Consider the following 25986-nt stretch of genomic DNA (forward strand, 5'->3'; position numbering starts at 1 on the left):
CGGATCGAGGACCTGCTGCGCAGCCTGGCGCCGCAGGTCCTTGCCGTGCTGGCACGCAAACACGGACAGTTCGATGCCTGCGAGGACGCCGTCCAGGAGGCGCTGCTGGAAGCCGCCATGCAGTGGCCATCCACGTTGCCGGACAACCCACGGGCGTGGTTGATAACGGTCGCAACCCGCAGGCTGGTGGACTTTTATCGAAGCGAAAACGCCCGCCGGGCCCGCGAAGAACGCGTTGCTGCCATGGACGCCGACATCCAGCCGGGTACGGTTTCGGAAGCCGACGACACGCTCACCTTGATGTTCCTCTGCTGCCATCCGGCCCTGTCCGCTCCGTCGCAGCTCGCCCTAACTCTCCGGGCAGTTGGAGGACTCACGACGGCGGAAATCGCCTCGGCTTTCCTCGTCCCCGAAGCGACCATGGGACAACGCATCAGCCGCGCGAAACAAGGGATCCAGAAAGCCGGTGCCACCTTCACCTTGCCGCCGCCTTCCGAGCGCAAGGCGAGGCTCGGCGTCGTACTTCACGTCCTGTACCTGATTTTCAACGAAGGTTACGCGGCAAGCTCGGGTCCGTCGCTGCAGCGTCAGGACCTCACCACCGAGGCCATCAGGGTGACCCGTCTGCTGGTGGACGCCGCGCCACAAGAGCTTGAGGCGGCCGGCCTGCTGGCGTTGATGCTGCTGACCGATTCCCGCCGGGCTGCGCGGGCTTCGGCGGATGGGATGCCGGTGCCGTTGGCGGAGCAGGACCGCAGTCAGTGGAATCGGGACCAGATCCAGGAGGGCATCGCGCTGCTGTCCTCCGTCCTGGGTCAGGGGGCCACCGGGCCCTATCAGCTACAGGCCGCCATCGCAGCGGTCCACGCGGAAGCGGCCTCAGATGAGGAGACCGACTGGCCGCAGATTCTTGCCCTGTACACAGTTCTTGATGCCGTAGCACCCAGTCCCGTGGTCACGCTGAATCGCGCGGTAGCGGTGGCCAGGGTTCACGGCCCGGCCGCGGGGCTGGAGTTGCTGGCCGGTCTGGATGAAGCCCTGGGGCGGAGCCAGCGATTGGACGCGGTCAGGGCGCATCTTTTGGAGATGGCAGGCTCGTATCCGGAGGCCCGGGCCGCCTACTTGGCCGCAGCCAAAAAGACGGCCAGCCTTCAGGAAAGGCGCTACCTACTGGGAAAAGTGGCGCGGATGGACCAGCCATAAAGCCTTATAGTCGGAACCATGGAACAGCGCATACTTGGCAAAACCGGCCGATCCGTCTCCACCGTGGGACTGGGCACTTGGCAACTCGGAGCCGACTGGGGTTCTGTCACCGAAGAGGACGCCTTCGCAGTCCTGGAAGCCTCCGTGAATGGCGGCGTCACTTTCTTCGACACCGCGGACGTCTACGGTGACGGCCGCAGCGAGCAGTTCATTGGCCGTTTCCTGCGCGCCAACCCGGAACTGGACATCACAGTAGCCACCAAAATGGGCCGCCGCGTGGATCAACTGCGCGAGAACTACACCCTGGAAAACTTCCGGGAATGGACTGACCGCTCACGGCGCAACCTGCAGCAGGACACGCTGGACCTTGTTCAGTTGCACTGCCCGCCCACGTCCGTTTACAGCAGCGACGAAGTCTACGACGCACTCGACACCCTCGTCAGCGAAGGAGTCATTCGCAATTACGGCGTGAGCGTCGAGCGGACGGATGAGGCCCTTGAGGCCATCAAGCGCGAGAATACCGCGTCCGTGCAGATCATCCTCAACGCCTTCCGTCTCAAGCCTCTTGACGAGGTACTGCCCGCAGCGAAGGAAGCCGGAGTCGGCATCATCGCCCGGGTCCCGCTGGCCTCCGGCCTGCTGTCCGGGAAGTACACACCGGACACCGAATTCCCGGAGAACGACCACCGGAACTACAACCGCGACGGTTCTGCCTTTGACGTCGGCGAGACGTTCTCCGGCGTCGACTTCGCAACCGGCGTCAGGGCCGCACAGGAGTTCAGCGGCTTGGTGCCCGACGGCGTCAGCACCGCCCAAGCGGCCCTCGCCTGGGTGATTGCCCAGGACGGTGTCACCTCGGTCATTCCCGGTGCACGCTCCGCATCGCAGGCAGCAGCAAATGCCGAGGCCGGCGGAATGCAGGACCTTGGTACCGGCCTCGCCCACAACGTCCGGGACATCTACGACCGCTATTTCCGCGAAGCGATCCACCCGCGCTGGTAGTAGGAGGGCCGCCGTCGGGTGTTGCGATCCGCAGCGTTAGGGCCCGACGGCGTTAGGGCTCGACCGCGTTACCAGCCGCTGCGCGTCGGCGTGTGTCCCTTGCGGGCTTCCTCGGTCAAATGCGGACCGCCGTCGGGCGCTGCGGACCGCCGTCGGGTGTTGGTGCTCGACCGCGTTACCAGCCGCCGCGCGTCGGCGTGTGTCCCTTGCGGGCTTCCTCGGGCATGGACATTTCGGCCCGCAAGCCGAGGAGGCGAATGGGGCGGTCCGGCTCCATTTTCGCGGCCAGCTCCAAGGCCTGCGCCAGAACTTCTTCCCGGTCGAAAGTCTCGGGGATCTTCCTCGCGTAGGTCTTGGTGAAGAACGGCGCGTAACGGACTTTCAGGGTCAGCCCGATCACCGGCCGCCCCTCCGCGGCCACATCTTCCAAAACACGGGCACTCAAATCTTTGATGGCGTCACTGATCTGCGTGCGCTCGGTCAGGTCCTGCTGGAAGGTTGTCTCGCGGCCATGTGCCCGGGCGACCCACGGTGTGTCGTCCACTTCGCTGGCACCCTCCCCCCGTCCCAACTGCGCGTACCACGGGCCCATTTTCGGTCCGAATTCAGTGACGAGATCCTGCGGCTCCGTTGATGCGAGCTCTGCCACCGTAGTGATTCCGTGCTTCGCGAGGCGCTGAGACACTTTTGGCCCGACGCCCCACAGTTCCCTGGTGGGCTTGGCTCCCATGACCTCGAGCCAGTTCTCCTTGGTCAGGGTGAATGTTCCTGCGGGCTTGCCGAAATCGGTGGCATTCTTGGCGCGGACAAGGGTGTCGCCGATGCCCACGCTGCAGTGCAGTTGGGTTTGTTCGAGGACGGCGGCCTGGATCTTCCTGGCGTACGCTTCCGGGTCCTCGGTTACTACGCCGACGAACGCCTCATCCCAACCCAGCACCTGAACGGTGGCGCCCGGCTGTGCTCGCAGGGTGGCCATCACGACGTCCGAGGCCGCGAGATACGCCTCCTGGTCGACCGGCAGGATGATGGCATCCGGTACCTTCCGGGCCGCGATCCGCAGCGGCATTCCGGAGCCGACGCCGAACGCCCTGGCTTCGTAGGAGGCCGTGGAGACAACAGCCCGTTCCGTGGGATCTCCCCTGCCGCCCACAATGATGGGCTTGCCCGCCAGCTCAGGCCGGCGCAGGATCTCGACAGCCGCTATGAACTGGTCGAGATCGACGTGGAGTACCCAAGGGATTCCGCTCACGGCACCAGTTTGCCCTACGCTGTGGCGTCCTGACCTTCTTTGGCTCGGGCGGGCGGGCGAATCAACCTATTCCGGGTGCATTCACCCTCGTCAGCCGCCAAAGAAGGTCAGGAAGCAACGCGTCAAGAGCACCCGTCCCCCGGGCCTAAGCTGAGATGTGCAGTTTTCACTTTGGCTGGCCCTGGTTGGCGCCGGCACCCTGATCAGTTTCACTCCCGGCGCCGGGGCCATCTTCACCATGAGCAACTCGCTCAATTCCGGCTTCCGACGCTCCATCTGGGGCATCCTCGGCCAACAGGTGGCCCTGGTCATCCACATCGTCATTGTTGCCTTGGGCGTCGGAGTGCTGGTTTCGAGTTCTCCGGTGATCTTCAACGTCATCCGGTACGCCGGGGCCGCGTATCTGGTCTACCTGGGGATCCGGCAGTTCCTGCGCAAACCGGATCTGGACGAGGAAGAAGTCGCGGACAAGAAGAACGAGTCCGCCCTCTCCATGTTCCAACGCGGCATATGGGTAAACCTCCTGAACCCCAAAGCAATCGTGTTCTTCCTGGCGTTCATGCCCCAGTTCATCCGTCCGGATCAGCCGCTGCTTCAGCAATACGCGGTGCTGACTACTACGGTCATCATTATCGACATCATGGTGATGTGGTTCTTCTTCGCTTTCGCGGCCCGGTCCTTCCAGAGATTCACCCATGATGAGCACGGCCAGAAGGTCCTCAACAGGGTCTTCGGCTGCTTGTTCGTCCTTGTGGGCATCCTGCTCGCCGTCATCCACTAGCCGAGTCGGCCAGCGAACCAACCAACCAACCGAACCAGCCAAGCAACCAGCCAAGCAACCAGCCAAGCAACCAGCCAGCGAACCAACCAACCGAACCAGCCAAGCAACCAGCCAAGCCCAGCGAACCAGCCACACCCGGTGCTACGGTCGAGGACATGGAACCGGACTGGATCGAACACCGACGCTCGGACGACCGTGAGCACGTGGGTTGGATGAAGCCCGTGGACGACGGTTTTGTGGCCATCGACCTGCTGGGACGGGCGCGCACGGAAGTAGTGGACTGGTTCGTGGCTGAGGAAACCCTTGACGAGCTAGGTCTGGGATACCTCGCCGACCCGCACGAATTACTGCTCGACGACGGCGGGTGGCTGCGCGTGCGGATCGCCGAAGTCACGCCCACCTTGGTGCGGGTGAAAAGGGAGGACTGGGGAGATATGACCGCCCCGCAGGTTTACTTCACCGTGCCCAACCCCATCCCGGAGGACCAGCTTCGCCCGCTGGCACCTAGTTAGGTGACACCTGGCTGGATGACGTAGATCCCCGCACCACCAGCGAGCTCTCCAGCGTCACATGGGGCTCCGCCAACGGCAGGCCTTCCATGAGGCCCCGCAGCTGCTCCCCAGCCTTGCGCCCCAGGGGCGTCGCCGGAAGATGGACGCTGGTAAGGCTTGGGTTGCTGGTAGCCGAGTAGGGCAGGTCGTCGAAGCCTGCCACGGCCAGTTCTCCAGGGATCCGGACACCCTCCACGCGGGCTTCCTGCAGCACACCATAGGCATGCGTGTCGGTACCGCAGACGACGGCGGTCACCCCCTCGCGCTGCCATTCCGGCCAGGCGTCGGCGAACGCGGCAGCGGCAGCACCGACGTCGATCGGGGTGCTGACAACATGGCCTTCAGCCACCGAGAGCCCGCAGGCGGCAGCCTCGGCCAGGAAGGCTTCGCGGCGCAGCTGGAAGGTTGTTGTTCCTGTCACGCCATCCACGTAGGCGGCGCGGGTATGGCCGGATGCAGCCAGATGACGGGCCAGCTCGCGGGCACCCTGGGCAACGTCAAGGTTCACGGACGGCGCGTAGGACTCAAGGCCCGGTGCGTCGAGCAGCACCAACGGAGCCGCCGCTGACAGATCTTCCAAAAACTCTGCGCTGGGGGCGCCTACCAGCAGCCCTGCAGGGCGGAGTGCCAATAGTTTGCGTACGTCGGAAGCCTGGGGCGATTCGCCGGCGTCGGTCACTGAGAGCAGCAGTTGATACTGGGTTCCCAGGGACTCCCGCACCCCGGCGATCACGTTGGCAAAGAACGGGTTGGAAACGTCCGGGGTCACCAGGATGACGATGGAACTGACGCCGCGGGCCAGGGAGCTGCCGATGCTGTCCACCACGTAACCGAGTTCGGCGATCGCGGAGCGGACCCGTGAGATGTTGTCCTCTGACACCCGTCCTTGGGTTTTGCCGTTCGCCACCAGTGAGACGGTCGCCGTCGAAACGCCTGCCCGAGCAGCCACCATCGCAGCCGTCACCCGGGGTGAGCGGGGTGCGCGGCCGTGGCGCCGGTCCAGGGATTCCATGCATCGATCGTAGCGTTCCAAATCCGCCCTGACCTGCGCGAAGGCATCAAGCGCTTGACGTCGGAGGGAAATGACACGCCGCACAAACACGTTAAGCGTTTGACGTAGCCCACAAACGAGTGCCAGAATTCCCCTGAATGCTTAGCGCCCTGCCCGGGGCAAGTACCAGGCAGGCCCCAATGACGTGGAGAGAAACGTGGACCCCAACACCATGACACCGGCACGCAAGAAAATCATTCTTGACTGTGACCCTGGCCATGACGACGCCGTGGCATTGCTGCTGGCGCACGGCAACCCGGACATCGAACTTCTGGCCGTGACAACGGTCGTGGGAAACCAGACCCTGGAAAAGGTCACCCGGAACGCCCTCTCGGTGGCCACCATTGCCGGCATCACCGGCGTCCCCTTCGCTGCCGGCTGCGACCGCCCCCTGGTACGCACCATCGAAACCGCTCCCAGCATCCATGGTGATTCCGGCATGGACGGCCCGGAGCAGCCCGAGTCCACCATCGAGCTGGACCCGCGCCACGCCGTCGACCTCATCATTGAAACTGTCATGGCTCACGAGCCCGGCACCGTCACCTTGGTCCCCACCGCGGGCCTGACCAACATTGCGATGGCAGCCCGCAAGGAGCCACGCATCGTGGAGCGCGTGAAGGAAGTCGTGCTCATGGGCGGCGGCTACCACGTGGGCAACTGGAGTGCCGTGGCGGAGTTCAACATCATCATCGACCCCGAAGCCGCGCACATCGTCTTCAACGAAAAGTGGCCAGTGGTGATGGTTGGCCTGGACCTCACGCACCAGGCGCTGGCAACGGACGAGGTAGTGGACCGCATCGCAAAGATCGGCACCAAGCCGGCCAAGTTCGTCATGGAACTCATGGACTTCTTCCAGAAGACCTACAAGGACGCCCAGGGATTCGACTTCCCGCCGGTCCATGACCCCTGCGCCGTCGCCTACGTCATCGACCCCACCGTCATGACCACCCGCAAGGTCCCGGTGGACATTGAGCTTCAGGGCAAGCTCACCCTGGGCATGACTGTTGCCGATTTCCGTGCGCCCGCCCCGGATGACTGCCACACGTCGGTGGCTGTGGACCTGGACCACAAGAAGTTCTGGGACCTGGTCACCGATGCCATCGAACGAATCGGCGAACCAACGCACGACGCCGGTGCTGTCGCCACCGCCGCGGGCCGCCCCACCGACGTCGAAGTCAGCGCCACAGCAGAGGCCATCCTGGCAGGAGAGGCAAAGTAATGTCCTCCCCCGCAACCGCTTCCAAGACCTCCCGCGGCAACGTCACCGCCCTCATGGTGGCGTTGCTGGCAGCCTGCGTGGCCTTCCAGCTCAACGCCTCCATGCTCAGCCCGGCCCTGGTCACCATGGGCAACGAACTCAACACCGACCAAGCCACCATCGGGCTGTCCCAGACCTGGTTCTTCACTGCGGCCGCCCTGTTCTCGCTCTTCCTGCCCCGCCTGAGTGACATCGTGGGCCGCAAGAAAATCCTTGTGGGCATGATGATCCTCATGGCCGTGGGCTCGGTCATCGCGGCAATGGCTCCGGACGTGACGTGGCTATTCGTGGGCCGCATCATCCAAGGTGTCAGTGGTCCCACGGTTCCCCTCTGCCTGATCATGCTCCGTTCCGCCGTCACCAACCCGCGCAAGTACGGCACCCTCATGGGGCTCATCACGGCAGTCAACGGCGGCGTGGCCGGCGTGGACTCGTTCGTTGGCGGTTACTTCGCCGAGAACTTCGGCTTCCGCAGCATTTTCTGGCTCATGGTTGCCCTGGCCCTGATCGCCACCGTCCTGATCGCCGTCCTCGCCGGCGAAAGCAAGCCCGCGGCAGGCACCACCATGGACTGGCTGGGCGTTTTTTGCATCGTCATCGCCGTCGGCGCCCTGCTGACCGCACTGAACGAAGGCGCCAAGCTGGCCACGGCCTTCGACGCCGGCACGCTGACCCTGGCGCTCGTGCTCACGGTGATTGCCGTCGTCGCGTTCTTTGCGTTCTGGACTGTTGAGAAGCGCGCCAAGCAGCCCATGGTTGAGACAGTGCACCTGCGCCAGCGCTCCACGTGGGCTCCGCTGCTGACCACCACGCTGACCATGACCGGTATCTTCGCGGTCATCAACGGGATCGTGCCCGCCTATGTGCAGGCTGCGGATCCCGGATTCGGCGTTGGTCCTACCGAGATGTCGCTGATCATCCTGACCCCGTACGCCCTTCTTGGTTGGCTCTTCGGTCCGATCAGCGGCCGCCTCGCACCCGTCCTCGGCTACACCAAGGTCCTGCGCATCGGTTTGGTCGGAAGCTTGGTGGCCTTGGCGATCATCGCTTTCTTCGGCCTCAACAACCTGCCCATGATGATCGTGGGAACGGCCTTGCTGGGCATCATGTACGCCGGTACGGTCAACATCATGCTGAACGGACTGGGCGTGGTGCTCTCGCCGCAAGGCAACCCCGGTTTCCTTCCGGGCATGAACGCCGGCGCCTTCAACCTCGGCGCCGGGCTGAGCTTCCTGGTCCTTCCCGCCGTTCTCGTGGCCACAGCCTCGCTCAATGATGCCAAGGCGTCCTACCTGACGGTCGTGGTGGTGGGCCTTGTCATCACCCTCGCTGCCTTCGCGGCCTCGCTGTTGATCCCCAAGCCGGTGGACGCAGAAGTGACCGAGGATCAGGCGGTGACCGCATGAGCGGCGCACCCAAGGCGGGAATCGTCGTCGTCGGTTCCCTGAACGCCGACCTCACCATCTACTGCGACCGCCTCCCCCAACCCGGCGAGACGGTCCACGGCAACGGTTTCGCGGTGAATCCCGGAGGCAAGAGCGCAAACCAGGCGGTGGCTGCCAGCAAGCTCGGCGGCCGGGTCAGCCTGATCGGCGCCGTGGGAGAGGACTCCAACGGCACCATGCTCCTGGATTCGACGGCCAACGCCGGAGTGGACGTTTCGCGGGTCCTGCGCAGGGAGGTCGCCACTGGCGTCGCCGTCATTTCCGTGGACTCCAGCGGCGAGAACAGCATCATCATTTCTGCCGGCGCCAACGGCACACTCAAGCCCGCGGACGTCGCGCCGGACGCTTTCAAGGACGCGGCCGTGGTGTGCCTCTGCCTTGAGGTGGGGATCGAGACTGTGATTGCCGCCGCCCAAGCAGGGCACGACGCCGGCGCCACTGTCCTGCTCAACCTCTCGCCTTACGCGGAGGTGCCGGAGCAGCTGGCGCACTTGAGCGATGTGCTGTTGGTGAACGCCCACGAGGCTTCGCTGTTCCTTGGTGCCGAAGCGGACATTCCTGACGCTGACGCTGGGGCGGAGGCGTGGGAGCCGGTTCGGAGCCAGTTCGCGGACCGAGGTTTGCAGCGGGTGCTGGTGACACTCGGCGCCCAGGGCTCCGTGGTCCTGGATTCGTTGGCACACGGCGCTGAAGATCAGATCACGCGCATCGCTCCGACGCGGGTATCAGCTGTTGACACCACTGGCGCCGGTGATGCCTTCACTGGTGCTGTCGCTGCCCGCTTGGATGCCGGGGACTCCTTGGCAAGCGCAGCTTCCTTCGCTTCGGTTGCCGCTGCGTTGGCCGCAACCAAGAAGGGGACGCAGGCCGCGTACCCGGGCATCGCCGACGTCGAACAGCTGAGGGACGCTTAGCCCCAGTCCGGCACCCAACTGGGTAACAGTAAACGTTCCACCGAGGCCCCGGTGGAGCATTTGCTGTTACCTACTTGGGTTAAGCGGAGGTGCGGGCTGCCCGTTGTGCTGCGCGTTCCACGGCCTTGCGGGACAGCGCGCCGTGGCCGGCCATGAGGCGGGGAACCACGAGGTAGACGGCGGTGGGCACAACAAAGGCTGTCAGGATAAGCGCCCGCAGGACCGGGTGGAGCGGCTCCATGATGGGGCCCAGGAGCAGCATGCCGATGGAGACGAGCGGGAAGATCGCCAGCCATGTGATGAGTGCCCGCATGTGGACGGAAGGGCCCTGCGGACGGGCAGGCGCTGCTGGCTCGACGGCGATTTCGGAGGTTGTTTGTGCTGTCATGGCATTCTCCAACTAAACGGTTGCTTTTGGCTTGAGATCACCATAACCCCGCCGCGAATCAATTACAACTACTTAGTTGGAAAATGGTAATATGACCCTATGGCGTGGGACACAGAGCGAACCAAGGGACTGCTTCTTGAGGCAGCGACCTCCGAGTTTTGCGCGCGAGGACTTGCCGGCGCCCGCATCGACCGCATCGCTGCAGAAGCCGGCGTCAACAAGGAACGGATCTACCAATACTTCGGCAACAAGAACGCCCTTTTTGATGCCGTGATCGTCACCGCCCTAAGCTCGCTGATGGATGAAGTGCCCATCGAGGGCAACGGACCCGAGGCCATGGCAGACTACGCCGGCCGGCTCTTTGACCACCACCAAAAAGACGCCACCGCACCCCGCCTCCTTTTCTGGGAAGGACTGGAACGGGGCGTGGAAGTTGTTGGGCTGCCCAAGAGGATGGCCAACTGCGCCTCCAAGGTCAACAGCACCATCGCCGCCCTCCCCGGCATTTCAAGGGAAGACGCCGGAGACCTGCTCATCACCATCGTCAGCCTCTGCGATGCCGCGCCCGTCCTCCCGGCACTCGATGGACTGATGGCCGGCAACGACCCCGGCCGCGTGCAAAGGCGACGCGCCGCCGTCGTACGCACCGTCTACCTGGCGGCCGCAGCGCTGGCCGCCGAAGCCTCGACCACTGATCCGGTGCTCACAACGCAGGGGTAGCCAGCTGCTCTGTGACAGCTTTGACACGAAAAGTGACTCAGTTGTGAAGTGGCCCCTAGCCAAGAAGGGGTGCCATCAATCATGCTTGCTGAATGTACTCAACGACGAGCCCATACCGCATCATCACGGTCTGCACGGGAAACATCTGCCGCTCACCCATGGCAGCACTCATGCTCACCGAAGCCTTCGCCGCGGAAGGGCTCGGCCAACTGGTGCGGGTGGACTCCGCCGGCACCACCGGGTACGAGGTGGGGCACCCGATCGACCCCCGCGCCGCCCGCGTCCTGACAGCACAGCACATCGCTTCGGAAGACCACATTGCCCGCAAGTGGCTGCACGAATGGTACGCCGAACGGGACCTGATCCTCGCCCTTGACGTTGACCACTTCGGTTGGCTCCAGGAGGGCGCCCCTGACCGGGCCTCGCTCGAAAAAGTACGGATGCTCCGCAGCTTCGATCCCCACATGGAAGGCCGCAGCTCCCTGGATCTCGGCATCGAGGACCCCTGGTACGGCGGCCACACGGACTTCGACAACACCTGGACGCTCATCAAAGACGCCATCCCCGGAATCGTGCAGTACGTCAAAGCAGCCATCGCCTCCGCCGAAGCCGCCGCGGGCCACGACCACCAGCAGGTAACCTCTATGACATGACCCCTGCACCCGTGATCATCGCTGTTGACGGCAGGTCCGGCGCAGGAAAAACCACACTGGCCGTGGAACTGGCTGCCCGTTTGCGGCAGCACCACAAAGTCTCGCTGTTCCACCTTGAGGACATTTATCCCGGCTGGAACGGCCTCATGCCGGGCATTGAGCGCTACGTCGGCACAGTCCTGACACCGCTCAGCTCCGGCCAGGCCGCCGAATGGACCAGCTGGGACTGGGAACGCCACTACGACGGCGGACTGAACGTCACGCTGCCCGCCGAAATCATCATTGTTGAGGGCGTGGGTGCTGCGGCAGAGACTGCCCGGCCCCTGCTGGACGCCGTGGTCTGGGTGGAATGCCCAGGTGAGGATCGCCGCCGTCGAGCCTTGGCACGGGACGGAAGTACCTACGAACCTTACTGGGACAGCTGGGCTGCCCAGGAAGAGCAGTGGCTTGCCTCCGATGCCGTGGTCAGCGCTGCCGACGTCCGGGTCCAGAACCCCGCTGACGGCAGTGCACCGGAAGATGTCCTGCAGGCCCTCATGTACCTGCCTTCAGTCGCCTCGATCCTGTCACCGGAACTTAGTGCACGCCGCGGCCTTCAACTGCGCTCCGAACGCCTGGACGCCACCCCGGACGCAGCGTTGTTGTTCGAGTCCCTTTACGGCCGCTCCGCCAACGCCGTGTGGCTCGATTCCTCCAACGCCGCCTCGGTGGCCGGCAGGTCCCAAGCCGCGGCCCGCAGCCGCTTCAGCATCCTGGCTGACGACGGCGGCACCTTCGGCCAGTCGGTACGTCACCAGTCCGGGACTACCCGGGTGACCGCAGGTTCGGCCTCCGTCAACACCACCGGGCCGTTCTTCCGCTGGCTCGATTCCGTCTGGGGCCGACGCGCCGTCCGCGCGCCACGCGGTTACGACGGCCAGTTCACCCTCGGCTGGCTCGGCTACCTCGGCTACGAGCTCAAACGCGAAACCGGCGGCAACGACGTCGCCTCCGACACCCCCGATGCCGCCTTGCTCTTCGCCGGCCGGGCCGTGGTCCTGGATCACCGGGAACACGCCGTCTGGCTGCTCGCGTTGGAAGCGCCCGACGCCGGTGAGTGGTTGCGCGCGGCCCGCACCGCCGTCGGGGCTGCTGTTGTTGCCGCCTCTTCTGCCGAGCCTTTTGCCGGCTCTTCCGGTGCCGTTGCATCAGGCGCCGTCGAGTCAGGCGCCGTCCCGGAATTCGTGAGCCGGGACTCCGCCACCGACTACAAGCGCAAGATCGCGGACTCCCAGCACGAAATCAGCGAGGGCAACTCCTACGAAATCTGCCTGACCACCACCCTCGAAGCCCCCGCCGGGGACCTGGACCCTTGGCGCAGCTACTTGAACCTCCGACGCCGGAACCCGGCACCGTTTGCCAGTTACCTCCGGTTCGGCGAACTGGTGGTGGCAAGCACCTCGCCCGAGCGTTTCCTGCGGATCCTGTCCGACGGCGGCATGCGCGCCGAGCCGATCAAGGGCACCCGGCGGCGCTCTCCGGATGCTGCCGAGGATGCTGCTTTGCGGCACGACCTCGAGACGTCGCGGAAGGACCGCGCCGAGAACATCATGATCGTGGACCTGCTGCGCAACGACCTCAGCCATTTCGCCATCCCTGGCTCCGTCACAGTCAGCCGCTTGTGCGCGATCGAGAGTTACGCAACCGTCCATCAAATGGTCAGCACCATTGACGCCCATTTGAAACCGGGCGCACCCCGGGCGGAAGCTTTGGCAGCAGCCTTTCCCGCCGGCTCGATGACCGGTGCACCAAAGATCAGCAGCATGGACATCCTGGACCAGCTCGAGTCCGGACCCCGCGGCATCTATTCGGGAGCTGTTGGCTACTTTTCGCTGAATGCGGCCACTGATCTGGCCGTGGTGATCCGTACGTTGGTGGTCAACCCGGAAGGCGCCGGTGGGCGGACCCTTACCCTCGGCGTGGGCGGGGCCATCACTTCAGACTCCGTGGCCGACGACGAGTACGAGGAAATCCGGACCAAGGCGTTCGGGGTGCTGTCAGCACTGGGGGCCGGCTTCCCGGACTGACCCTGGGTCTGCTGTTGAGGACTACTGCAGCGTCGCGGTCAACCTGGCCACGTTGTCCACATACTTGGCCAAGGGTGGTCTATCCATCCAGTCGTCCAGCATAAGCTCACGGGACACCTCGCGGTACGTGGATTCCACGGCCCGCATGAGGTTCACGGTTTCGGCGCCAAGGAGCATCACCGAGACCTCCATGTTCAAGGAGAAGGAGCGCATGTCCATGTTGCTGGAACCGAGGACGGCCACCTCGTCATCAATGGTGAAGTGCTTGGCGTGGAGAACGTATGGCGCACGGTACAGGTAGATGCGCACACCGGCTTCCAACAAAGCTTCGTAGTAGGAGCGCTGGGCATGGTGGACCAGGAACTGATCGCCCTTTTCTGAGACGAAGAGCTCCACGTCGACACCTCGCTGTGCGGCCGTGGTGATGGCATAGAGGAGGGAGTCGTCCGGGACAAAGTACGGGCTGCAAATGGAAATCCGGTGCTGCGCAGAGTAGATCAGGGTGTTGAACAGGCGCAGGTTGTTCTCAGTGGCAAAACCGGGGCCGCTCGGCACTACCTGGGCGGTGACGTGTCCGGGAGCCGGCTGGGTTGGCAAACGCAGCTGGTCCTCGAGGGATTCGTCCGTTTCACTAAGCCAGTCCGTAGCGAACACTACGTTGAGCGTAGCCACGATTGGCCCCTCAAGACGGGACATCAGTTCAACCCACTTGCGGCCCACTTTGTGGTGTTTGGGGTTGTTGTAGGACGGCTCGATGAGGTTCTGCGAGCCGGTGAAAGCAACCATTCCATCGATCACCATGATCTTGCGGTGGTTCCTGAGGTCCGGGCGGCGCCATTGGCCATGGATGGGCAGCAGCGGAAGCATCCGCTTCCACTGGATCTTGCCTGCCTTCAACCGGCGGATCAGCCGACGGTAGCCCTTCACCCGAAGCGTTCCGATGTGGTCAAAGAGCAGCCTTACGGTCACTCCCCGTTCGGCAGCCTTCTCCAGCTCAGTCAGAAGGTCGTTCGTCACCGAGTCGCTGCTCATGATGTAGAACTCGGCATTGACGTAGGTCTTCGCACCCTTGACCGCCTCGGCCATGGCCTTGATGGATTCCTCGTAGCCCGGAATCAGCTCCACTTTGTTTCCGTCAACCATCGGCAGCGAACCCAGCCGGTGGTTGAGCTCTCCCGCCGATTTCACCCATTCCGGCCCGGAGTAGACGCTCACGGGGTCAGCGAGGTCGGAGGTCACCGCGCGGACGCGGCGGTTGACTTCTTCCTGCTGCTCCCGCCTGCGCCTGGACAACTTGAAATTGCCAAAGAGCAGGAACAGCACAAACCCAACGGAAGGGATGAGGAAAACAGCCAAGAGCCATGCCATGGCCGTGGTGGGACGACGGTTGCCCGGAATGATGCCCAGCAGCACGATGCGCATGATGACTTCCGCAATGGCCCACGCACCCAACAACCAGGTCCACTCCTGGCCAAACGGAAAAGGAAAGAGCACGCGATAACCCCTACGGTCCATGAACAACGGTGACCACAGCCTATCCGGCAAAGTCGTCCGCAGTGGCCCCGCACTAAGCTGGGACCATGACTTCACCTGCCCCCACGGTCCTCGTTTTCCTGGACCCAGCCTTCGAAAACGGCCGTATTGCCGATTCCAGCCAACCGCAACTCATGGCAACGGACCTGGGTGCCACCCGCGGCGACGGTGTGTTCGAATCACTCCTTGCCGTTCAAGGCCGCCCCCGCAAAGTCCAGGCGCACCTGAACCGTCTGGGCAGTTCCGCGGCAGCCTTGGACCTGGAGCTCCCCGGGCAGGACGTCTGGCGCCGGGCCATCGAGACAGCCATCAACGAATTCCGCGACGTCCACCCTGCCCCGACACCCGAAGAGGACGAGGTCGTAGTCAAGCTCATCGTGACCCGAGGCGTTGAAGGCGCCGCCAGCCCCACGTGCTGGGTACAAGCGTCGCCCTCACCTGCGGGCAGTCGCCGACAGCGCGAGACGGGCATCGACGTCGTCCTTCTGGACCGCGGCTTTGATACCGAAGCCGGCGAGCGCGCACCGTGGCTGCTGTTGGGCGCAAAGACGCTCTCATACGCCGTGAACATGGCGGCGCTGCGCTACGCGCACAAGCAGGGTGCGGACGATGCCATCTTCACGTCAACTGACGGCCGGGTCCTGGAAGGCCCCACGTCCACCGTGTTGCTGGCGCACCTTGAAACAGCAGACGACGGCGATGGTTCGGTCAGGACTGTTCGTCGGCTCATCACTCCCCAGCTGGACAGCGGCATCCTCCCGGGCACCTCGCAGGGCGCATTGTTCGCTGCCGCGAAGTCTGCCGGCTGGGAATTGGGTTATGGTCCCCTGGAACCGCAGGACCTGTTCGACGCCGACGCCGTCTGGCTCATTTCCAGCATTCGCTTGATCGCCCCTGTGAACCACATCAACGGCAAGGAAATCGGCACGCCCGAGGTGCGCAAGCAGCTCACCGCGGAGCTGAACCATCTGTTCGCGGGAATCGAGTAAACATCACCCCATCAGCGGGCCTCCGGCAGAGCGTGGACAGCTCTCACCAGCCGGAATGCTGAACCACTGGGGCGGGTGGCCCCGGAACACGGGCCACCCGACCAGCGGAGCCACCCTGCGCAGCAGTGCCACCGGCTGCAGCTACACCGTCCGACAATTCGCGTGCGGCAGGTACCGCAATCTCCCGAGGCTGGAAGGGCGACGTGTTCAAGACTTTGCGCTCTCCCAGGGGTTGCTGCAGCAAAATTGTCAACGGTGTAGGCGGGTTTCCCTGGCAGGTCTTCATCCCGGCCCCGGACGGCCGCACTCCCACGACCACCTCCACGGTTGAGGCCGTTTCGACAAGTTTGGCTACTTCAAGGCGCCCCTCGGCGTCCTGCCCCGAGTTGCAGGAAATCTCCGTGACAAGCAAGGCGAGGTGGTTGGAGGCAAGGCTTCTGGGCTGTGCCGGATCAAGGGTTACCGCCGCGGTATCCAACCCGCCGAGGTCCCACTCGGGGGTGCATGTAGACGACTCGACCACTGCCCACACAGCTTTGCCTGGTTCCGATTCCATGGACTTGGTGGAAATGATGATGTATTGGTAGTCGCGAATATCTCCGCTGCCGTCATCCTGGGGAGTTTGGAGCTTCGTCATCAGCATCACCCGGTCACTGCTCTCCTGCGCAATCAGCCACGTGTGAGGGTTAAAGTCAGAGACGTCACGCCCCTCGAGTGCCGGCGCAGCGCCGGAAGACAGCTCACTTGCGGGCTTGGGATTAACCAGCGCCTGAACCGGCACCATGTTCCCCTGGCACACGAGGTCACCGAGGTCGTTCTCCCGGGGTCCTTCGCCAGCGGCGCTCCCCTCACTCTGGGTATCACCGACCGGCAAAACCGGAGGCCCTTCCGGCTGAAACTGCGCTGACACGGCAGGAGCCACAACAACGGCCCCCGCAGCAACGACGGTCAGAGCAGCCAGTCCCAACCCAGCCTTGGGCCAAAAGCCGGTGGCGCGAATGTACTGCGGAATCGCCGGGGCTCTGGGCTGGAGTCGCCGCTGCCAGGGCAACTCCCCACGGTCCCCTGTTTTTGTCTTCACTCTCATACCCGGTTAATGTCGGACGGTCCCGATAATGTAACGAAACCAAGAAAAGAGGGAGAGCACCCTGTCAGCGACTTAGACACGGCAGGCAGCTTTTCGCCGCGACTCAGTCTGTGCAGAACGGTTGCAAACCCACCCCATCAGCGGGCCTCCGGCTAAGGAGCTCCGCATGGAACCTAGCAGATAACAAGTAGAGTAATCGCTCGCATGACTAAATGATTAGGAACTCTTAGCCTCAGCCAAGGGCTGTCTGTGTGTTCAATCGCATTCCTTATTCTCCTTGAAATGGTCATTCGTCATGTGATGAATCTTGTTCTCGTGTTAGTTGGATCACGTCCGGCTGGTACTACTTCAGACTTTGCTGGCTAACTTCCCGGAGGGAATATGGGACTCAGCTCCCCCACAGAAGCCGAAGCATCGGCAACAGAGGCACAGTCCCACACTGACGCCTCGCAAACAGGATTGCGCCGGTCCATGGAGGCCCGGCACTTGGTCATGATCGCCATGGGCGGCGTCATCGGATCAGGCCTGTTCGTAAGTTCCGGATACACCATCGCCACAGCCGGCCCCTTGGGCGCTGTCCTGGCGTTCCTCATCGGCGCCGTAGTGGTTTACCTGGTGATGGCTTGTCTCGGGGAGCTCGCTGTCGCGTTCCCCGTCTCCGGCGCTTTCCACATTTACGCAGCCCGCACCATCGGCCCCGCCACAGGATTCGCCACTGCGTGGCTGTACTGGCTTTGCTGGGCGGTTGCCCTGGGTTCGGAATTTACAGCGGCCGGCCTCCTCATGCAGCGCTGGTTCCCAGGCGTCGACGTCTGGATCTGGTGCTTCATCTTCGCCACGGTCCTGTTCACACTGAACGCCATTTCATCGCGTGTCTTTGGCGAATCGGAGTTCTGGTTCGCGCTTATCAAGGTTGCCGCCGTCGTCGGCTTGATAATTCTCGGCGGCGCCGCCTTGGCGGGATTCCACCCCCTCGCTACGGGAGACTATCCCTCCTTTGGTGAGAATTTCAGCACGCCGGCGGGCCTGTTCCCCAACGGTTTCACCGGCGTCTTCGTTACCTGCCTGGCTGTCTTCTACGCCTTCTCCGGCTCGGAACTGATCGGCGTTGCCGCGGGCGAAACCGCCAACCCGGGCGCCAACATCCCCAAGGCCATGAGGACCACGGTCATCCGGCTCATGATCTTCTTCGTCGGGGCGATCCTGGTCATCGCGGCCACTATCCCCTACGAAAAAGTCAGCGTGGACGAGAGCCCGTTCGTCACCGTTTTCTCGATGCTCGGCATCCCCTATGCCGCGGACATCATGAACTTCGTGATCATCACCGCGCTGCTCTCCGCCGGAAACTGCGGCCTCTTCTCCTGTGCACGCATGCTCTTCTCGCTCGCCGATGAAGGCCACGCACCGCAGGTATTCAAGAAACTCACCAAGCGCGGCATCCCGATGGTGGCGCTCTGCGTGAGCATGCTGGGCGGCTTGGCCTCATTGATCAGCAGCGTGGTGGCTCCGGCCACGGTCTATCTTGTGCTCGTCTCGGTAGCCGGCTTCGCCACCGTGGGTGTCTGGATGTCCATCGTGGCGTCGCACTTCATTTACCGGCGGACCTTCATCAGGAACGGCGGAGACCTCAGCACACTGCCGTACAAGGCCCCATTGTTCCCGCTGGTCCCGATCCTGGCGTTCGCACTTTGCCTTGTATCGCTGATCGGTATCGCGTTCGACCCCAACCAGGTCGCAGCACTGTTGTTCGGCGTTCCGTTCGTGGGCGCCTGCTACGCCGTCTTCTACTTCAAGTACGGCCGACGCCGGTCGCTCAAGAAGGCAGCGGACGCATAGTTCTTCCTGGTTCGTAGCTTCCTGACCTTGTTTGGAGACAGCTCAACCCCTGGACAACCTTTGCGGGTTGACCAGGGGCTGAGCCCATCTCAAAGAGGGTCAGGACGCCACACCTCCCGGACCTCCACCACCCACATTGAAACCCGGGCAGCCCTGACACGCCGGGCAAGAGATGTGTCAGATCGGCCCTGCCAGCCAAAGTTGGTGGTGGAGGCACGCCCCTTAATCACCCGGCTGTATCTTCCGGGTTAATCACCCGGCTGTGTTTTCCGGGCTACTTCTTGGCTGCGCGGACCGGGTGCTCGCTCAAGATGGACAGCCGGTTGAAAGCGTTGATGCCGATGGCAGCCATGCAGAGCACACTGATTTGCTCGTCGCTGTAGTGCTGCCGTGCCTTCTCAAAGAGCTCAGGACTGGGCCGTGAAGAACTCATGCGGGTTATTTGCTCAGCGATTTCCATGGCCACCACTTCAGCGGAATCAAAGAGCTGAACTTCCTTGTAAACAGCTACCAAGGACAACCGTTGTTCTGTTTCACCGAGCTTAAGGGCCCGGCGATGGTGAAGGTCAAGGCAGAAGGCGCAACCATTGATCTGCGAGCACAAGTAATTGACGAGTTCGAGGGTGCGACGCGAGATTCCCAGTCGGTCGGCTTCGTCTACAAGTTGCTGGGAATAGTGGCTCAGCGTGGCATAAAGTTCCGGCTGCTGCTTGTCCAGATAGCCGGCCAGACGTGGTTTTGTTTCCTGTTCGGGCATGGTTGGAGCCTAGCGCAAAGGGCCCATGCAGCCTGACGCGAGAGGGTTCGTCCCAAACCCGGGGGACCTGAAAGAAGGTTCGCCCCAAACCCCGGGGGAACTGAGAGAAGGTCCGCCCCAAACCCGGGGATGTGAGAGAAGGTTCGCCCCAAACCCGGGGGATGTGAAAGAAGGTTCGCCCCAAACCCGGGGGATGTGAAAGAAGGTCCACCCCAAACCCGGGGGACCTGAAAGAGGGTCCACCCCAAACCCGGGGGACCTGAAAGAGGGTTCTATTCGCGCGCGGCAGGGGTGTCGGCGGCGAGCCGGATGCCATGCTCGGCCAGCCACGCCGGGTTGAAGGCCTTACTCAGGTAGTTGGTGCCGGCGTCGGGCGCTATGGCCACCACCACCGAACCGTGCGGCGCAGCACGAGCCACCCGGACAGCCGCGGCCACCGCGAGCCCTGAGGACGGGCCAAGCGCCAGGCCTTCTTCGTCGAGAAGCCTGTGGACGGTGGTGTAGACGTCGTCGTTGGGAATGCGCAGGAATCGGTCCACAATGGAGCGGTCGAATGCCTTGGGCCATTCGGGTTCCGGCCAGGAGTTTCCCACGCCATCCACCAGGATCTCCCCGGGGTGCCCGCCGCTGTAGGCGGAGCCATAGGGGTCGGCGCCAACAACTTCCAGGTGCCCGCCGGGCCGTGAATCCGCCACCCGTTCCTTCAGGTACCGCCCGTTCCCGCTGATGGTCCCGCCGGTCCCTATGCCGGCAACGAAGTGCGTGACCAGGCCGCCCGTCTGCTCCCAGATTTCCGGTCCGGTGGTTTGATAGTGCGCCAAGGGATTGGCGGGGTTGTCGAACTGCATGGGCCGCCAGGCACCGGGTGTCTCTGCGGTGATCCGGGCGGCTACTGCGCGGGCGTTCTCCGGTGACTCGGACGGCGCATTCCAGTCAGTCAGGATCACGCGGGCCCCGTAATTGTGAAGCGCAGCGAGCTTTTCTTCGGAGATCGTATCGCCCGTCACCACCACCACTGGGTGGCCCGTCAGGTGCCCGATCAGTGCCAGGCCGATCCCCGTGTTGCCCGAGGTGCTCTCCACAATGGTGGCTCCCGGCTTCAGCTCCCCGGACTTCTCGGCCGCGCGAACCATGCTGAGGGCGGTGCGGTCTTTGATGGAGCCGCCGGGGTTCTCGGACTCAAGCTTGATGTGGATGGTGCTCCCCAGGCCGCGGCCCAGCGACTCCAACTTCACCAAAGGCGTGTTGCCCACTTTGTCCAGGACCGAGGCGTCCAGCCCGTCCGGGGTAGCCGTTGCCGAGTGCACTCCGTGTTTGCGAATTGTTGTGTTCACCGCAACTCCGCCCCTTCCTCTGTTTCCGGGAGTACTCGGTCCGTCGCGTCCCGCACTGCAATCCGCGCCCGTTCCACAAGATCGGGCGCCGCCGGCCTGTCGGCCAGCACATCAGCGAGTCGACCCACGACGACGGCTGTCCCCTTCCCGAGCGGCTGCGCGGCTCCCGCTTCCAGCAGCAGATAGGACGCCGTCAATGCCTCGATTGCCAACAGCTTTTCCAGCACCTCCACCGACTTTTCGAGTTGCTGCAGGGCCAAAGGGGCCAGCGTTGAATGGTCCTCGACGTCGGCAGACAGGGTCGGTGCGCCGAGGGTGGCCGGGGCGGCCAGGAACTTGAGCTCGGCCAACAGCCCGGCGGCGGAGTACCACAGCAGCCCGGGCAGTTCCTCCTGGGCAAGCCCGGCAGCCGGGGCAGACTCCAGTCCGGCCCCCGGTTCAGACCCCGCAGACGGGGCTTGAGTCGATGCTGCCTGCAGGTGCCTGGCCCGGATGGCCCGTTGCGGCGGATACAGCTTGGCGATGCGCCGCTCGCTGGAGACCCCCACGTGTGCCACCGCGACCCGCAGGCCTTCGAACGCAAGGGCCAGTTGCATCGGCTGGAAGTTCCCGCCGGACACCATGAGCCCGGACTCGACATCAACCAACGGATTGTCGCCGCGACCATTCAGCTCTACCTCCAACGCAGCACCCAGCTGCGCCACGAGGGATCGAAAGGCCCCGTGCGTCTGCGGTGCGGCCCGGAAGGACAACGCATCCTGCACCGACACCTCGGGACGCACATCTTCCATCCAGCCACCACTGAGCAGGTGGCGCACTGCAGCCGCCGAGTCACCCTGGCCGTTTACCGCCTTGGCCGCTTGGATGGCCGGCGAAAACGGACTGAGGTTCCCGCCGCCGTCGTACCTGGCGATGGTCTCCAGCGAGAGAGAAAGCGCGACGTCGGCCAGGCGGGCCAAGTATTGCAACCGCACCAGGGCGAGGGTTCCGACGCCCACGGAGTAGGCGTTGGCGCTGACCAAGGCGAGCGCTTCGCCGGGCGCGAGGACCAGTGGCTGCAGGCCGGCGTCGGCGAGCGCTTTGGCTCCGGGGATCAAAGTGCCGTCGGCGTCGAAGGCTTGGCCCTCACCAATGGCAACGGCTGCGACGGCGGCCAGCTGGGTGAGGTCCGAGGAACCCACCGAGCCTTCGCGCGGGATGGCGGGAAGGACTCCACGGTTCAGCATCTCCCCATAGAAAGCGGCTGTTTCCGGGCGCACGCCGGAACCTCCCCGGCTGAACCCGATGAGCCGGGCCAGGATCACAGCGCGGGCAGCGGGACGGTCCAGATAGGAGCCCACGCCGCTGTTGTGATACCTGACGACTTGGATTTGATACGCCAGCAGTGACTTCTCCTCCACAGCGGTATCCCTGCCGGATCCAAGCAAAGTGTTGAGCCCGTAAACCCGCTGTCCGGAGGCCGCCGCATGCTCCAGAACATCCCGTGAGCGGGTCATCAGAGTCAACGCATCTTGGTTGAGTTTCACGTGGAACGAGGACTCAGCGGCCGTCAGGGCAACACTCCGCGCGGAAATCGGCGTCATCCCCAGATGAAGGGTGCGGGGCTCAACAGAGGCCATCAAAAGTCCAGGAGGTTCTGCCGGAACCCACCATTGCCGTAACTCTTCCTCAACAGGCCACGACGCCGCAGTTCGGGAGTGAGTTTATCCAGCACGCCATGGACCGTCACCGGATCCACGAAACCGGAAAAGAGGAACCCGTCGCCGCCCACCTCGGAGCCGGTGGACTCAAGGTAGTCGGCAATCTGGCCCACCGTGCCGATGATCGAATCCCCTGCCCCGCCGCTCCTGGCCTGCAGGATCTCACGCAACGTGGAACCGGGAGGCGCCGCCTTGGCGAAGTGTTCCAAGGTCCCCTGGTTGCTGTTGGTACTCAGTTCCGGCAGTGGAGCATCGAGGTCGAATTGTTTGAAGTCGATCACCGAAAGATACGAAATGGAGTTGAGCTGGCTGTCGATGTCCCGCTGGGTGAGTTCGCGGCGCTGGGCCCGCAAGTCCTCAGCTTCGGCAGTTGAGCCAACCACTGTGGGCTTAAGGACGAAAAGTACCTTGACGTCGTCGGGATTCCTGCCTGCCTTGGCGGCCTCGGCACGGATGGAGTCGCGGTAGGCCTTCATACCGTCAACGCCGCGGGCCAAGGCAATGGCTACGTCGGCATGGCCACCTGCGAACGCTTTCCCCCGCGGTGACGCCCCGGCCTGCACCAACACGGGTTCTTCAGGCAAAGGCGCCGTATTCAGGGGACCGCGTACCTTGAAGAAGTCGCCGTGGTGGTTGATCGGATGCACTTTGCTGTGGTCCGCGAACACGCCGGCCTCCACATCCTCAACCACAGCGCCAGGTTCCCAACTCCGCCAGAGCCGCCTGACGACGTCGACGAATTCCTCCGCCTTTTCATACCGGAGGTCGTGTTCTATCTGCTGGTCCAGCCCGTAGTTCTGCGCGGCGAGGTCGCTGCCGGACGTCACCACGTTCCAGCCCAGCTGCCCTTCCGAGAAGTGTTGCAGCGTGGCCAGGAGCCGGGCAGCTGTGAAGGGCGGATAAAAGGACGCGCTGACCGTCGGGACGATCCCCAGGTGCTCGGTGGCGGACAGAAGATACGGGACCAGCGCCAGGGGATCATGCTTGGGCGCGAAGGAGGCATGAGCCAGGGAGACCTCCGCCGATCCGCCGTACGTGTCCGGCACGGTGAGGGAATCCTCAATGATGAAGAGGTCCAAACCGGATTGTTCGAACGCCCGGACGGCCTCTTGGTACAGGGCGGGTTTCTTCCAGTCGTAGCCCAGGCCGTAGCCCGGCGTCCCCCACCCTTGGACACCGAATCCGTGGCCTACAAACCATCCAAAGTGCAGCATGGGCTTGAGTGTAGAACTGCTCTGTCCGTTCACCGCGACCTGATTTCATGCGAAGTTACAGGGGGTCGTACTGGGTCAATTATGCTCCCGGGACGTCACATTTGGTGAGGTCCCGGGCGGCCTCCGATTACGCAACATGACGACCGGAGAACAGCACGCAAGTGCGGCCCAAGGCCGGTCGATGTTACGTTTTTCTTGAGTAATGAGTACCAGCGCAAAGCCCTGACTTGCTGGTCGGCAACCCTCTCTCCGGCGGGGTGCCTCAGGTGACTACTCGGCGTATCGACAAATTCGAACTGCAAGCGTGACTGAGGAGCACCAGCAATGCCTGAACCCACTGAAGAAAAACTGTCCTACCGCCTGATTACAGGCCCGGACAACCGTGAATTTTGTGAGCGTATCCATAGCGCACTCGCCGAGGGCTATGTGCTCCATGGCAGCCCGGCAGCAACGTTCAACGGCACCACCGTCATTGTTGCCCAAGCAATTGTCCTTCCCGCCGCGATCGCCAACGCTGACGCGGCCGTAGCCAACGCAGTGGACCAGCTTGAGAACTACGACGACGAAGAAGCATTCGAGGGCCACGCATGAGCTACGCAGGTGACCTGACCCCACAGGACGCGTGGGCCAAGCTTGAACAAGGCGCGATCCTGGTGGATGTCCGCACCGAGGGCGAATGGGCCCACATCGGCATCCCGGACACCAAAGCCACGGAGAACGATCCCCTCTTCATCCAGTGGAACCTCGCCGGCGGCATCCCCAACTCCCGCTTCATCGAGGACCTGCAGCAGCAGGCACCCGAGGACGAAGCCGTGGAGCTCGTCTTCATCTGCCGCTCCGGCCAGCGCTCCATCTCCGCCGCGATCGCCGCGACGCAAGCCGGCTTCACTGCCTACAACGTCCTTGAAGGCTTTGAAGGCGAACCGGACCGCTACGGCGAGCGCACCGTAAACGGCTGGAAAAACCGCGGCCTGCCGACGAACCTGGGGACCGAGTAAGTGACATTCAATCCCGACGCCGCCGGCTGGAGCCCTGACACCCAGGCCGTTCGCGGTGGTCTTGACCGCACCAATTTCCAGGAAACGTCCGAGCCGGTTTTCCTGAACTCCGGCTTTGTTTATGAGTCAGCCGCTGCGGCCGAACGTGCCTTCACCGGCGAGGACGAACGCTTCGTTTACTCCCGCTACGGCAACCCGTCCGTGGCCACCTTCCAGGAGCGGCTGCGGCTGCTCGAAGGAACCGAGGCATGCTTTGCGACGGCGTCCGGCATGTCCGCGGTGTTCACCGCCCTGGGTGCCTTGCTGGCTGCCGGCGACCGCGTGGTGGCCGCCCGGTCCTTGTTCGGTTCCTGCTTTGTGATCCTCAATGAGATCCTGCCCCGTTGGGGCGTGGAGACGGTATTCGTGGATGGCCCGGATCTGGACCAATGGCGTGAAGCCCTCTCGGAGCCGACCACCGCCGTCTTCTTCGAGTCACCGTCCAACCCCATGCAGGAAATCGTGGACATCGCGGCCGTCAGCGAACTGGCGCATGCCGCCGGGGCGACCGTCGTCGTCGACAACGTCTTCGCCACTCCCCTGCTGCAGCGCTGCGGTGAGCTGGGCGCGGACGTGATTGTGTACTCAGGCACCAAGCACATCGACGGCCAGGGCCGTGTTCTGGGCGGCGCGATCCTGGGGACCAAGGAGTTCATCGACGGCCCGGTCAAGCAGCTCATGCGGCACACCGGCCCGTCGCTGTCGGCGTTCAATGCCTGGGTGCTGACCAAGGGTTTGGAGACCATCGGCCTGCGGGTAAACCACAGCTCGGCATCGGCTTTGAAGATCGCAGAGTGGCTTGAGCAGCAACCCGCCATCAGCTGGGTCAAATACCCGCTGCTGAAGTCCCACCCGCAGTACGAGCTGGCCGCGAAACAGATGAAGGCCGGCGGTACGGTGCTGACGTTCGAGTTGTCGCCTTCGGCCGGACGCTCAGCCAAGGAGGCTGCGTTCGCCTTGCTCGATGGGCTGCGCGTGGTGGACATTTCCAACAACCTCGGTGACTCCAAGTCACTCATCACCCACCCGGCCACCACCACCCACCGGGCCATGGGACCGGAGGGCCGGGCCGCGATCGGCCTCAGCGACGGCGTGGTCCGTTTGTCGGTGGGCCTGGAAGACGTGGACGACCTCATCCTGGACCTGGAGAAGGCCCTCAAGCAGGTCTGATCTTGCAGCCGGGGAAGCATCCTTCCCACCGTGCCGGAGCAGTCAATG

25 protein-coding genes and 1 riboswitch are annotated in these 25986 nt (G+C 63.6%); of the genes, 15 read left to right on the forward strand and 10 right to left on the reverse strand.

Annotated features, from left to right (window positions below; translation table 11 throughout):
• Positions 1–45: 45 nt before the first annotated feature.
• Together LDN85_RS19125 and LDN85_RS19130 are read left to right on the forward strand one after the other, a co-directional pair.
• Positions 46–1203, forward strand: a complete 1158-nt coding sequence (locus tag LDN85_RS19125; RefSeq protein ID WP_263422072.1) for a DUF6596 domain-containing protein — start codon at positions 46–48, stop codon at positions 1201–1203.
• An 18-nt stretch (positions 1204–1221) separates the two neighbouring features.
• Positions 1222–2205, forward strand: coding sequence for an aldo/keto reductase (locus LDN85_RS19130; protein WP_223943847.1), 984 nt, complete (start codon positions 1222–1224; stop codon positions 2203–2205).
• 175 nt (positions 2206–2380) lie between these two features.
• On the opposite strand, the gene LDN85_RS19135 is transcribed toward LDN85_RS19130, so the two are convergent.
• The gene (locus LDN85_RS19135) at positions 2381–3454 is read right to left on the reverse strand and encodes a DNA polymerase IV (RefSeq protein WP_223943848.1); all 1074 of its coding nucleotides are present in this window, start codon (positions 3452–3454) and stop codon (positions 2381–2383) included.
• A 157-nt stretch (positions 3455–3611) separates the two neighbouring features.
• On the opposite strand from LDN85_RS19135, the gene LDN85_RS19140 reads away from it, so the two are divergent.
• On the forward strand, positions 3612–4235 hold the full coding sequence (locus LDN85_RS19140) for a LysE family transporter (protein ID WP_026543368.1): 624 nt from the start codon (positions 3612–3614) through the stop codon (positions 4233–4235).
• Here the strand turns inward: LDN85_RS19140 and LDN85_RS21950 are convergent.
• The gene (locus tag LDN85_RS21950; RefSeq protein ID WP_263422073.1) at positions 4225–4392 is read right to left on the reverse strand and encodes a hypothetical protein; all 168 of its coding nucleotides are present in this window, start codon (positions 4390–4392) and stop codon (positions 4225–4227) included. The genes LDN85_RS19140 and LDN85_RS21950 overlap by 11 nt on opposite strands.
• On the opposite strand from LDN85_RS21950, the gene LDN85_RS19150 reads away from it, so the two are divergent.
• Positions 4391–4747, forward strand: coding sequence for a hypothetical protein (locus LDN85_RS19150; protein ID WP_223943849.1), 357 nt, complete (start codon positions 4391–4393; stop codon positions 4745–4747). The two genes, LDN85_RS21950 and LDN85_RS19150, sit on opposite strands and share 2 nt — an antisense overlap.
• On the opposite strand, the gene LDN85_RS19155 is transcribed toward LDN85_RS19150, so the two are convergent.
• Positions 4740–5798 carry a LacI family DNA-binding transcriptional regulator gene (locus LDN85_RS19155; protein WP_223943850.1) on the reverse strand — a complete coding sequence of 353 codons (1059 nt, stop codon included), beginning with the start codon at positions 5796–5798 and terminating at the stop codon, positions 4740–4742. The two genes, LDN85_RS19150 and LDN85_RS19155, sit on opposite strands and share 8 nt — an antisense overlap.
• A gap of 211 nt (positions 5799–6009) precedes the next feature.
• Between LDN85_RS19155 and LDN85_RS19160 the strand changes: the two genes are divergently transcribed.
• From LDN85_RS19160 to LDN85_RS19170, 3 genes are read left to right on the forward strand one after another with little or no spacing between them, the layout of a single operon-like run.
• A complete protein-coding gene (locus LDN85_RS19160; RefSeq protein ID WP_223945498.1) occupies positions 6010–7056 on the forward strand; it encodes a nucleoside hydrolase in 1047 nt (348 codons plus the stop codon).
• On the forward strand, positions 7056–8501 hold the full coding sequence (locus LDN85_RS19165) for an MFS transporter (protein WP_223943851.1): 1446 nt from the start codon (positions 7056–7058) through the stop codon (positions 8499–8501). Before LDN85_RS19160 ends, LDN85_RS19165 begins: the two co-directional genes overlap by 1 nt.
• A complete protein-coding gene (locus LDN85_RS19170; RefSeq protein WP_223943852.1) occupies positions 8498–9454 on the forward strand; it encodes a ribokinase in 957 nt (318 codons plus the stop codon). Before LDN85_RS19165 ends, LDN85_RS19170 begins: the two co-directional genes overlap by 4 nt.
• 79 nt (positions 9455–9533) lie before the next feature.
• Here LDN85_RS19170 and LDN85_RS19175 read toward each other — a convergent pair whose 3' ends face one another.
• Positions 9534–9842, reverse strand: coding sequence for a hypothetical protein (locus tag LDN85_RS19175; RefSeq protein ID WP_091552343.1), 309 nt, complete (start codon positions 9840–9842; stop codon positions 9534–9536).
• A gap of 99 nt (positions 9843–9941) precedes the next feature.
• On the opposite strand from LDN85_RS19175, the gene LDN85_RS19180 reads away from it, so the two are divergent.
• The 3 genes from LDN85_RS19180 (at position 9942) to LDN85_RS19190 (ending at position 13281) form a co-directional block, all read left to right on the forward strand.
• Positions 9942–10562 (forward strand): TetR/AcrR family transcriptional regulator, encoded by a 621-nt coding sequence (locus LDN85_RS19180; RefSeq protein WP_043433109.1) that lies wholly within the window; start codon positions 9942–9944, stop codon positions 10560–10562.
• Positions 10563–10654: 92 nt separating this feature from the next.
• Complete coding sequence (locus tag LDN85_RS19185) at positions 10655–11215, forward strand: low molecular weight protein-tyrosine-phosphatase (RefSeq protein ID WP_026543360.1); 561 nt, start codon at positions 10655–10657, stop codon at positions 11213–11215.
• The gene (locus tag LDN85_RS19190) at positions 11212–13281 is read left to right on the forward strand and encodes a chorismate-binding protein (protein WP_223943853.1); all 2070 of its coding nucleotides are present in this window, start codon (positions 11212–11214) and stop codon (positions 13279–13281) included. Before LDN85_RS19185 ends, LDN85_RS19190 begins: the two co-directional genes overlap by 4 nt.
• A 21-nt stretch (positions 13282–13302) precedes the next feature.
• On the opposite strand, the gene cls is transcribed toward LDN85_RS19190, so the two are convergent.
• Positions 13303–14775: a cardiolipin synthase gene (gene cls, locus LDN85_RS19195; protein WP_026543358.1), complete on the reverse strand. Its 1473-nt coding sequence runs from the start codon at positions 14773–14775 to the stop codon at positions 13303–13305.
• Positions 14776–14861: 86 nt separating this feature from the next.
• Between cls and LDN85_RS19200 the strand changes: the two genes are divergently transcribed.
• Positions 14862–15803 (forward strand): aminodeoxychorismate lyase, encoded by a 942-nt coding sequence (locus LDN85_RS19200; protein ID WP_026547850.1) that lies wholly within the window; start codon positions 14862–14864, stop codon positions 15801–15803.
• Positions 15804–15846: 43 nt separating this feature from the next.
• On the opposite strand, the gene LDN85_RS19205 is transcribed toward LDN85_RS19200, so the two are convergent.
• The gene (locus LDN85_RS19205; RefSeq protein ID WP_223943854.1) at positions 15847–16440 is read right to left on the reverse strand and encodes a hypothetical protein; all 594 of its coding nucleotides are present in this window, start codon (positions 16438–16440) and stop codon (positions 15847–15849) included.
• Positions 16441–17271: 831 nt separating this feature from the next.
• Between LDN85_RS19205 and LDN85_RS19210 the strand changes: the two genes are divergently transcribed.
• Complete coding sequence (locus LDN85_RS19210) at positions 17272–18726, forward strand: amino acid permease (protein WP_026543356.1); 1455 nt, start codon at positions 17272–17274, stop codon at positions 18724–18726.
• Between the two features lie 274 nt (positions 18727–19000).
• Here the strand turns inward: LDN85_RS19210 and LDN85_RS19215 are convergent, their stop codons facing one another.
• The 4 genes from LDN85_RS19215 to LDN85_RS19230 all read right to left on the reverse strand — a co-directional run bounded on the left by LDN85_RS19215 (position 19001) and on the right by LDN85_RS19230 (position 23764).
• Positions 19001–19483, reverse strand: coding sequence for a carboxymuconolactone decarboxylase family protein (locus LDN85_RS19215; RefSeq protein ID WP_091552353.1), 483 nt, complete (start codon positions 19481–19483; stop codon positions 19001–19003).
• Between the two features lie 272 nt (positions 19484–19755).
• Positions 19756–20817, reverse strand: coding sequence for a cysteine synthase family protein (locus LDN85_RS19220; RefSeq protein ID WP_223943855.1), 1062 nt, complete (start codon positions 20815–20817; stop codon positions 19756–19758).
• Positions 20814–22436, reverse strand: a complete 1623-nt coding sequence (locus LDN85_RS19225; protein ID WP_223943856.1) for an aromatic amino acid ammonia-lyase — start codon at positions 22434–22436, stop codon at positions 20814–20816. The genes LDN85_RS19220 and LDN85_RS19225 overlap by 4 nt, the downstream gene beginning before the upstream one ends.
• A complete protein-coding gene (locus LDN85_RS19230) occupies positions 22436–23764 on the reverse strand; it encodes an NtaA/DmoA family FMN-dependent monooxygenase (protein WP_346347052.1) in 1329 nt (442 codons plus the stop codon). Before LDN85_RS19230 ends, LDN85_RS19225 begins: the two co-directional genes overlap by 1 nt.
• 165 nt (positions 23765–23929) lie before the next feature.
• Positions 23930–24042, forward strand: a riboswitch (SAM riboswitch).
• Between the two features lie 13 nt (positions 24043–24055).
• On the opposite strand from LDN85_RS19230, the gene LDN85_RS19235 reads away from it, so the two are divergent.
• From LDN85_RS19235 to LDN85_RS19245, 3 genes are read left to right on the forward strand one after another with little or no spacing between them, the layout of a single operon-like run.
• Complete coding sequence (locus tag LDN85_RS19235) at positions 24056–24322, forward strand: DUF1737 domain-containing protein (protein WP_026543351.1); 267 nt, start codon at positions 24056–24058, stop codon at positions 24320–24322.
• Positions 24319–24729 (forward strand): rhodanese-like domain-containing protein, encoded by a 411-nt coding sequence (locus LDN85_RS19240; protein ID WP_026543350.1) that lies wholly within the window; start codon positions 24319–24321, stop codon positions 24727–24729. Before LDN85_RS19235 ends, LDN85_RS19240 begins: the two co-directional genes overlap by 4 nt.
• Entirely contained in the window at positions 24730–25938 is a 1209-nt protein-coding gene (locus tag LDN85_RS19245) for an O-succinylhomoserine sulfhydrylase (RefSeq protein ID WP_026543349.1), read from the forward strand.
• Positions 25939–25986 lie beyond the last annotated feature (48 nt).

Origin of the sequence: Arthrobacter sp. StoSoilB20 (assembly GCF_019977295.1) — a bacterium.
GTDB lineage: Bacteria > Actinomycetota > Actinomycetes > Actinomycetales > Micrococcaceae > Arthrobacter > Arthrobacter nicotinovorans_A.

Coding starts and splice junctions, on each gene's coding strand:
- LDN85_RS19205 (WP_223943854.1), bottom strand. CDS start 16,440: ATGACGAAGCTCCAAACTCCCCAGGATGACGGCAGCGGAGATATTCGC.
- LDN85_RS19235 (WP_026543351.1), top strand. CDS start 24,056: ATGCCTGAACCCACTGAAGAAAAACTGTCCTACCGCCTGATTACAGGC.
- LDN85_RS19240 (WP_026543350.1), top strand. CDS start 24,319: ATGAGCTACGCAGGTGACCTGACCCCACAGGACGCGTGGGCCAAGCTT.
- LDN85_RS19225 (WP_223943856.1), bottom strand. CDS start 22,436: ATGGCCTCTGTTGAGCCCCGCACCCTTCATCTGGGGATGACGCCGATT.
- LDN85_RS19165 (WP_223943851.1), top strand. CDS start 7,056: ATGTCCTCCCCCGCAACCGCTTCCAAGACCTCCCGCGGCAACGTCACC.
- LDN85_RS19210 (WP_026543356.1), top strand. CDS start 17,272: ATGGGACTCAGCTCCCCCACAGAAGCCGAAGCATCGGCAACAGAGGCA.
- LDN85_RS19215 (WP_091552353.1), bottom strand. CDS start 19,483: ATGCCCGAACAGGAAACAAAACCACGTCTGGCCGGCTATCTGGACAAG.
- LDN85_RS21950 (WP_263422073.1), bottom strand. CDS start 4,392: ATGTCCTCGACCGTAGCACCGGGTGTGGCTGGTTCGCTGGGCTTGGCT.
- LDN85_RS19155 (WP_223943850.1), bottom strand. CDS start 5,798: ATGGAATCCCTGGACCGGCGCCACGGCCGCGCACCCCGCTCACCCCGG.
- LDN85_RS19190 (WP_223943853.1), top strand. CDS start 11,212: ATGACCCCTGCACCCGTGATCATCGCTGTTGACGGCAGGTCCGGCGCA.
- LDN85_RS19180 (WP_043433109.1), top strand. CDS start 9,942: ATGGCGTGGGACACAGAGCGAACCAAGGGACTGCTTCTTGAGGCAGCG.
- LDN85_RS19200 (WP_026547850.1), top strand. CDS start 14,862: ATGACTTCACCTGCCCCCACGGTCCTCGTTTTCCTGGACCCAGCCTTC.
- LDN85_RS19170 (WP_223943852.1), top strand. CDS start 8,498: ATGAGCGGCGCACCCAAGGCGGGAATCGTCGTCGTCGGTTCCCTGAAC.
- LDN85_RS19130 (WP_223943847.1), top strand. CDS start 1,222: ATGGAACAGCGCATACTTGGCAAAACCGGCCGATCCGTCTCCACCGTG.
- LDN85_RS19185 (WP_026543360.1), top strand. CDS start 10,655: ATGTACTCAACGACGAGCCCATACCGCATCATCACGGTCTGCACGGGA.
- LDN85_RS19175 (WP_091552343.1), bottom strand. CDS start 9,842: ATGACAGCACAAACAACCTCCGAAATCGCCGTCGAGCCAGCAGCGCCT.
- LDN85_RS19160 (WP_223945498.1), top strand. CDS start 6,010: ATGACACCGGCACGCAAGAAAATCATTCTTGACTGTGACCCTGGCCAT.
- LDN85_RS19150 (WP_223943849.1), top strand. CDS start 4,391: ATGGAACCGGACTGGATCGAACACCGACGCTCGGACGACCGTGAGCAC.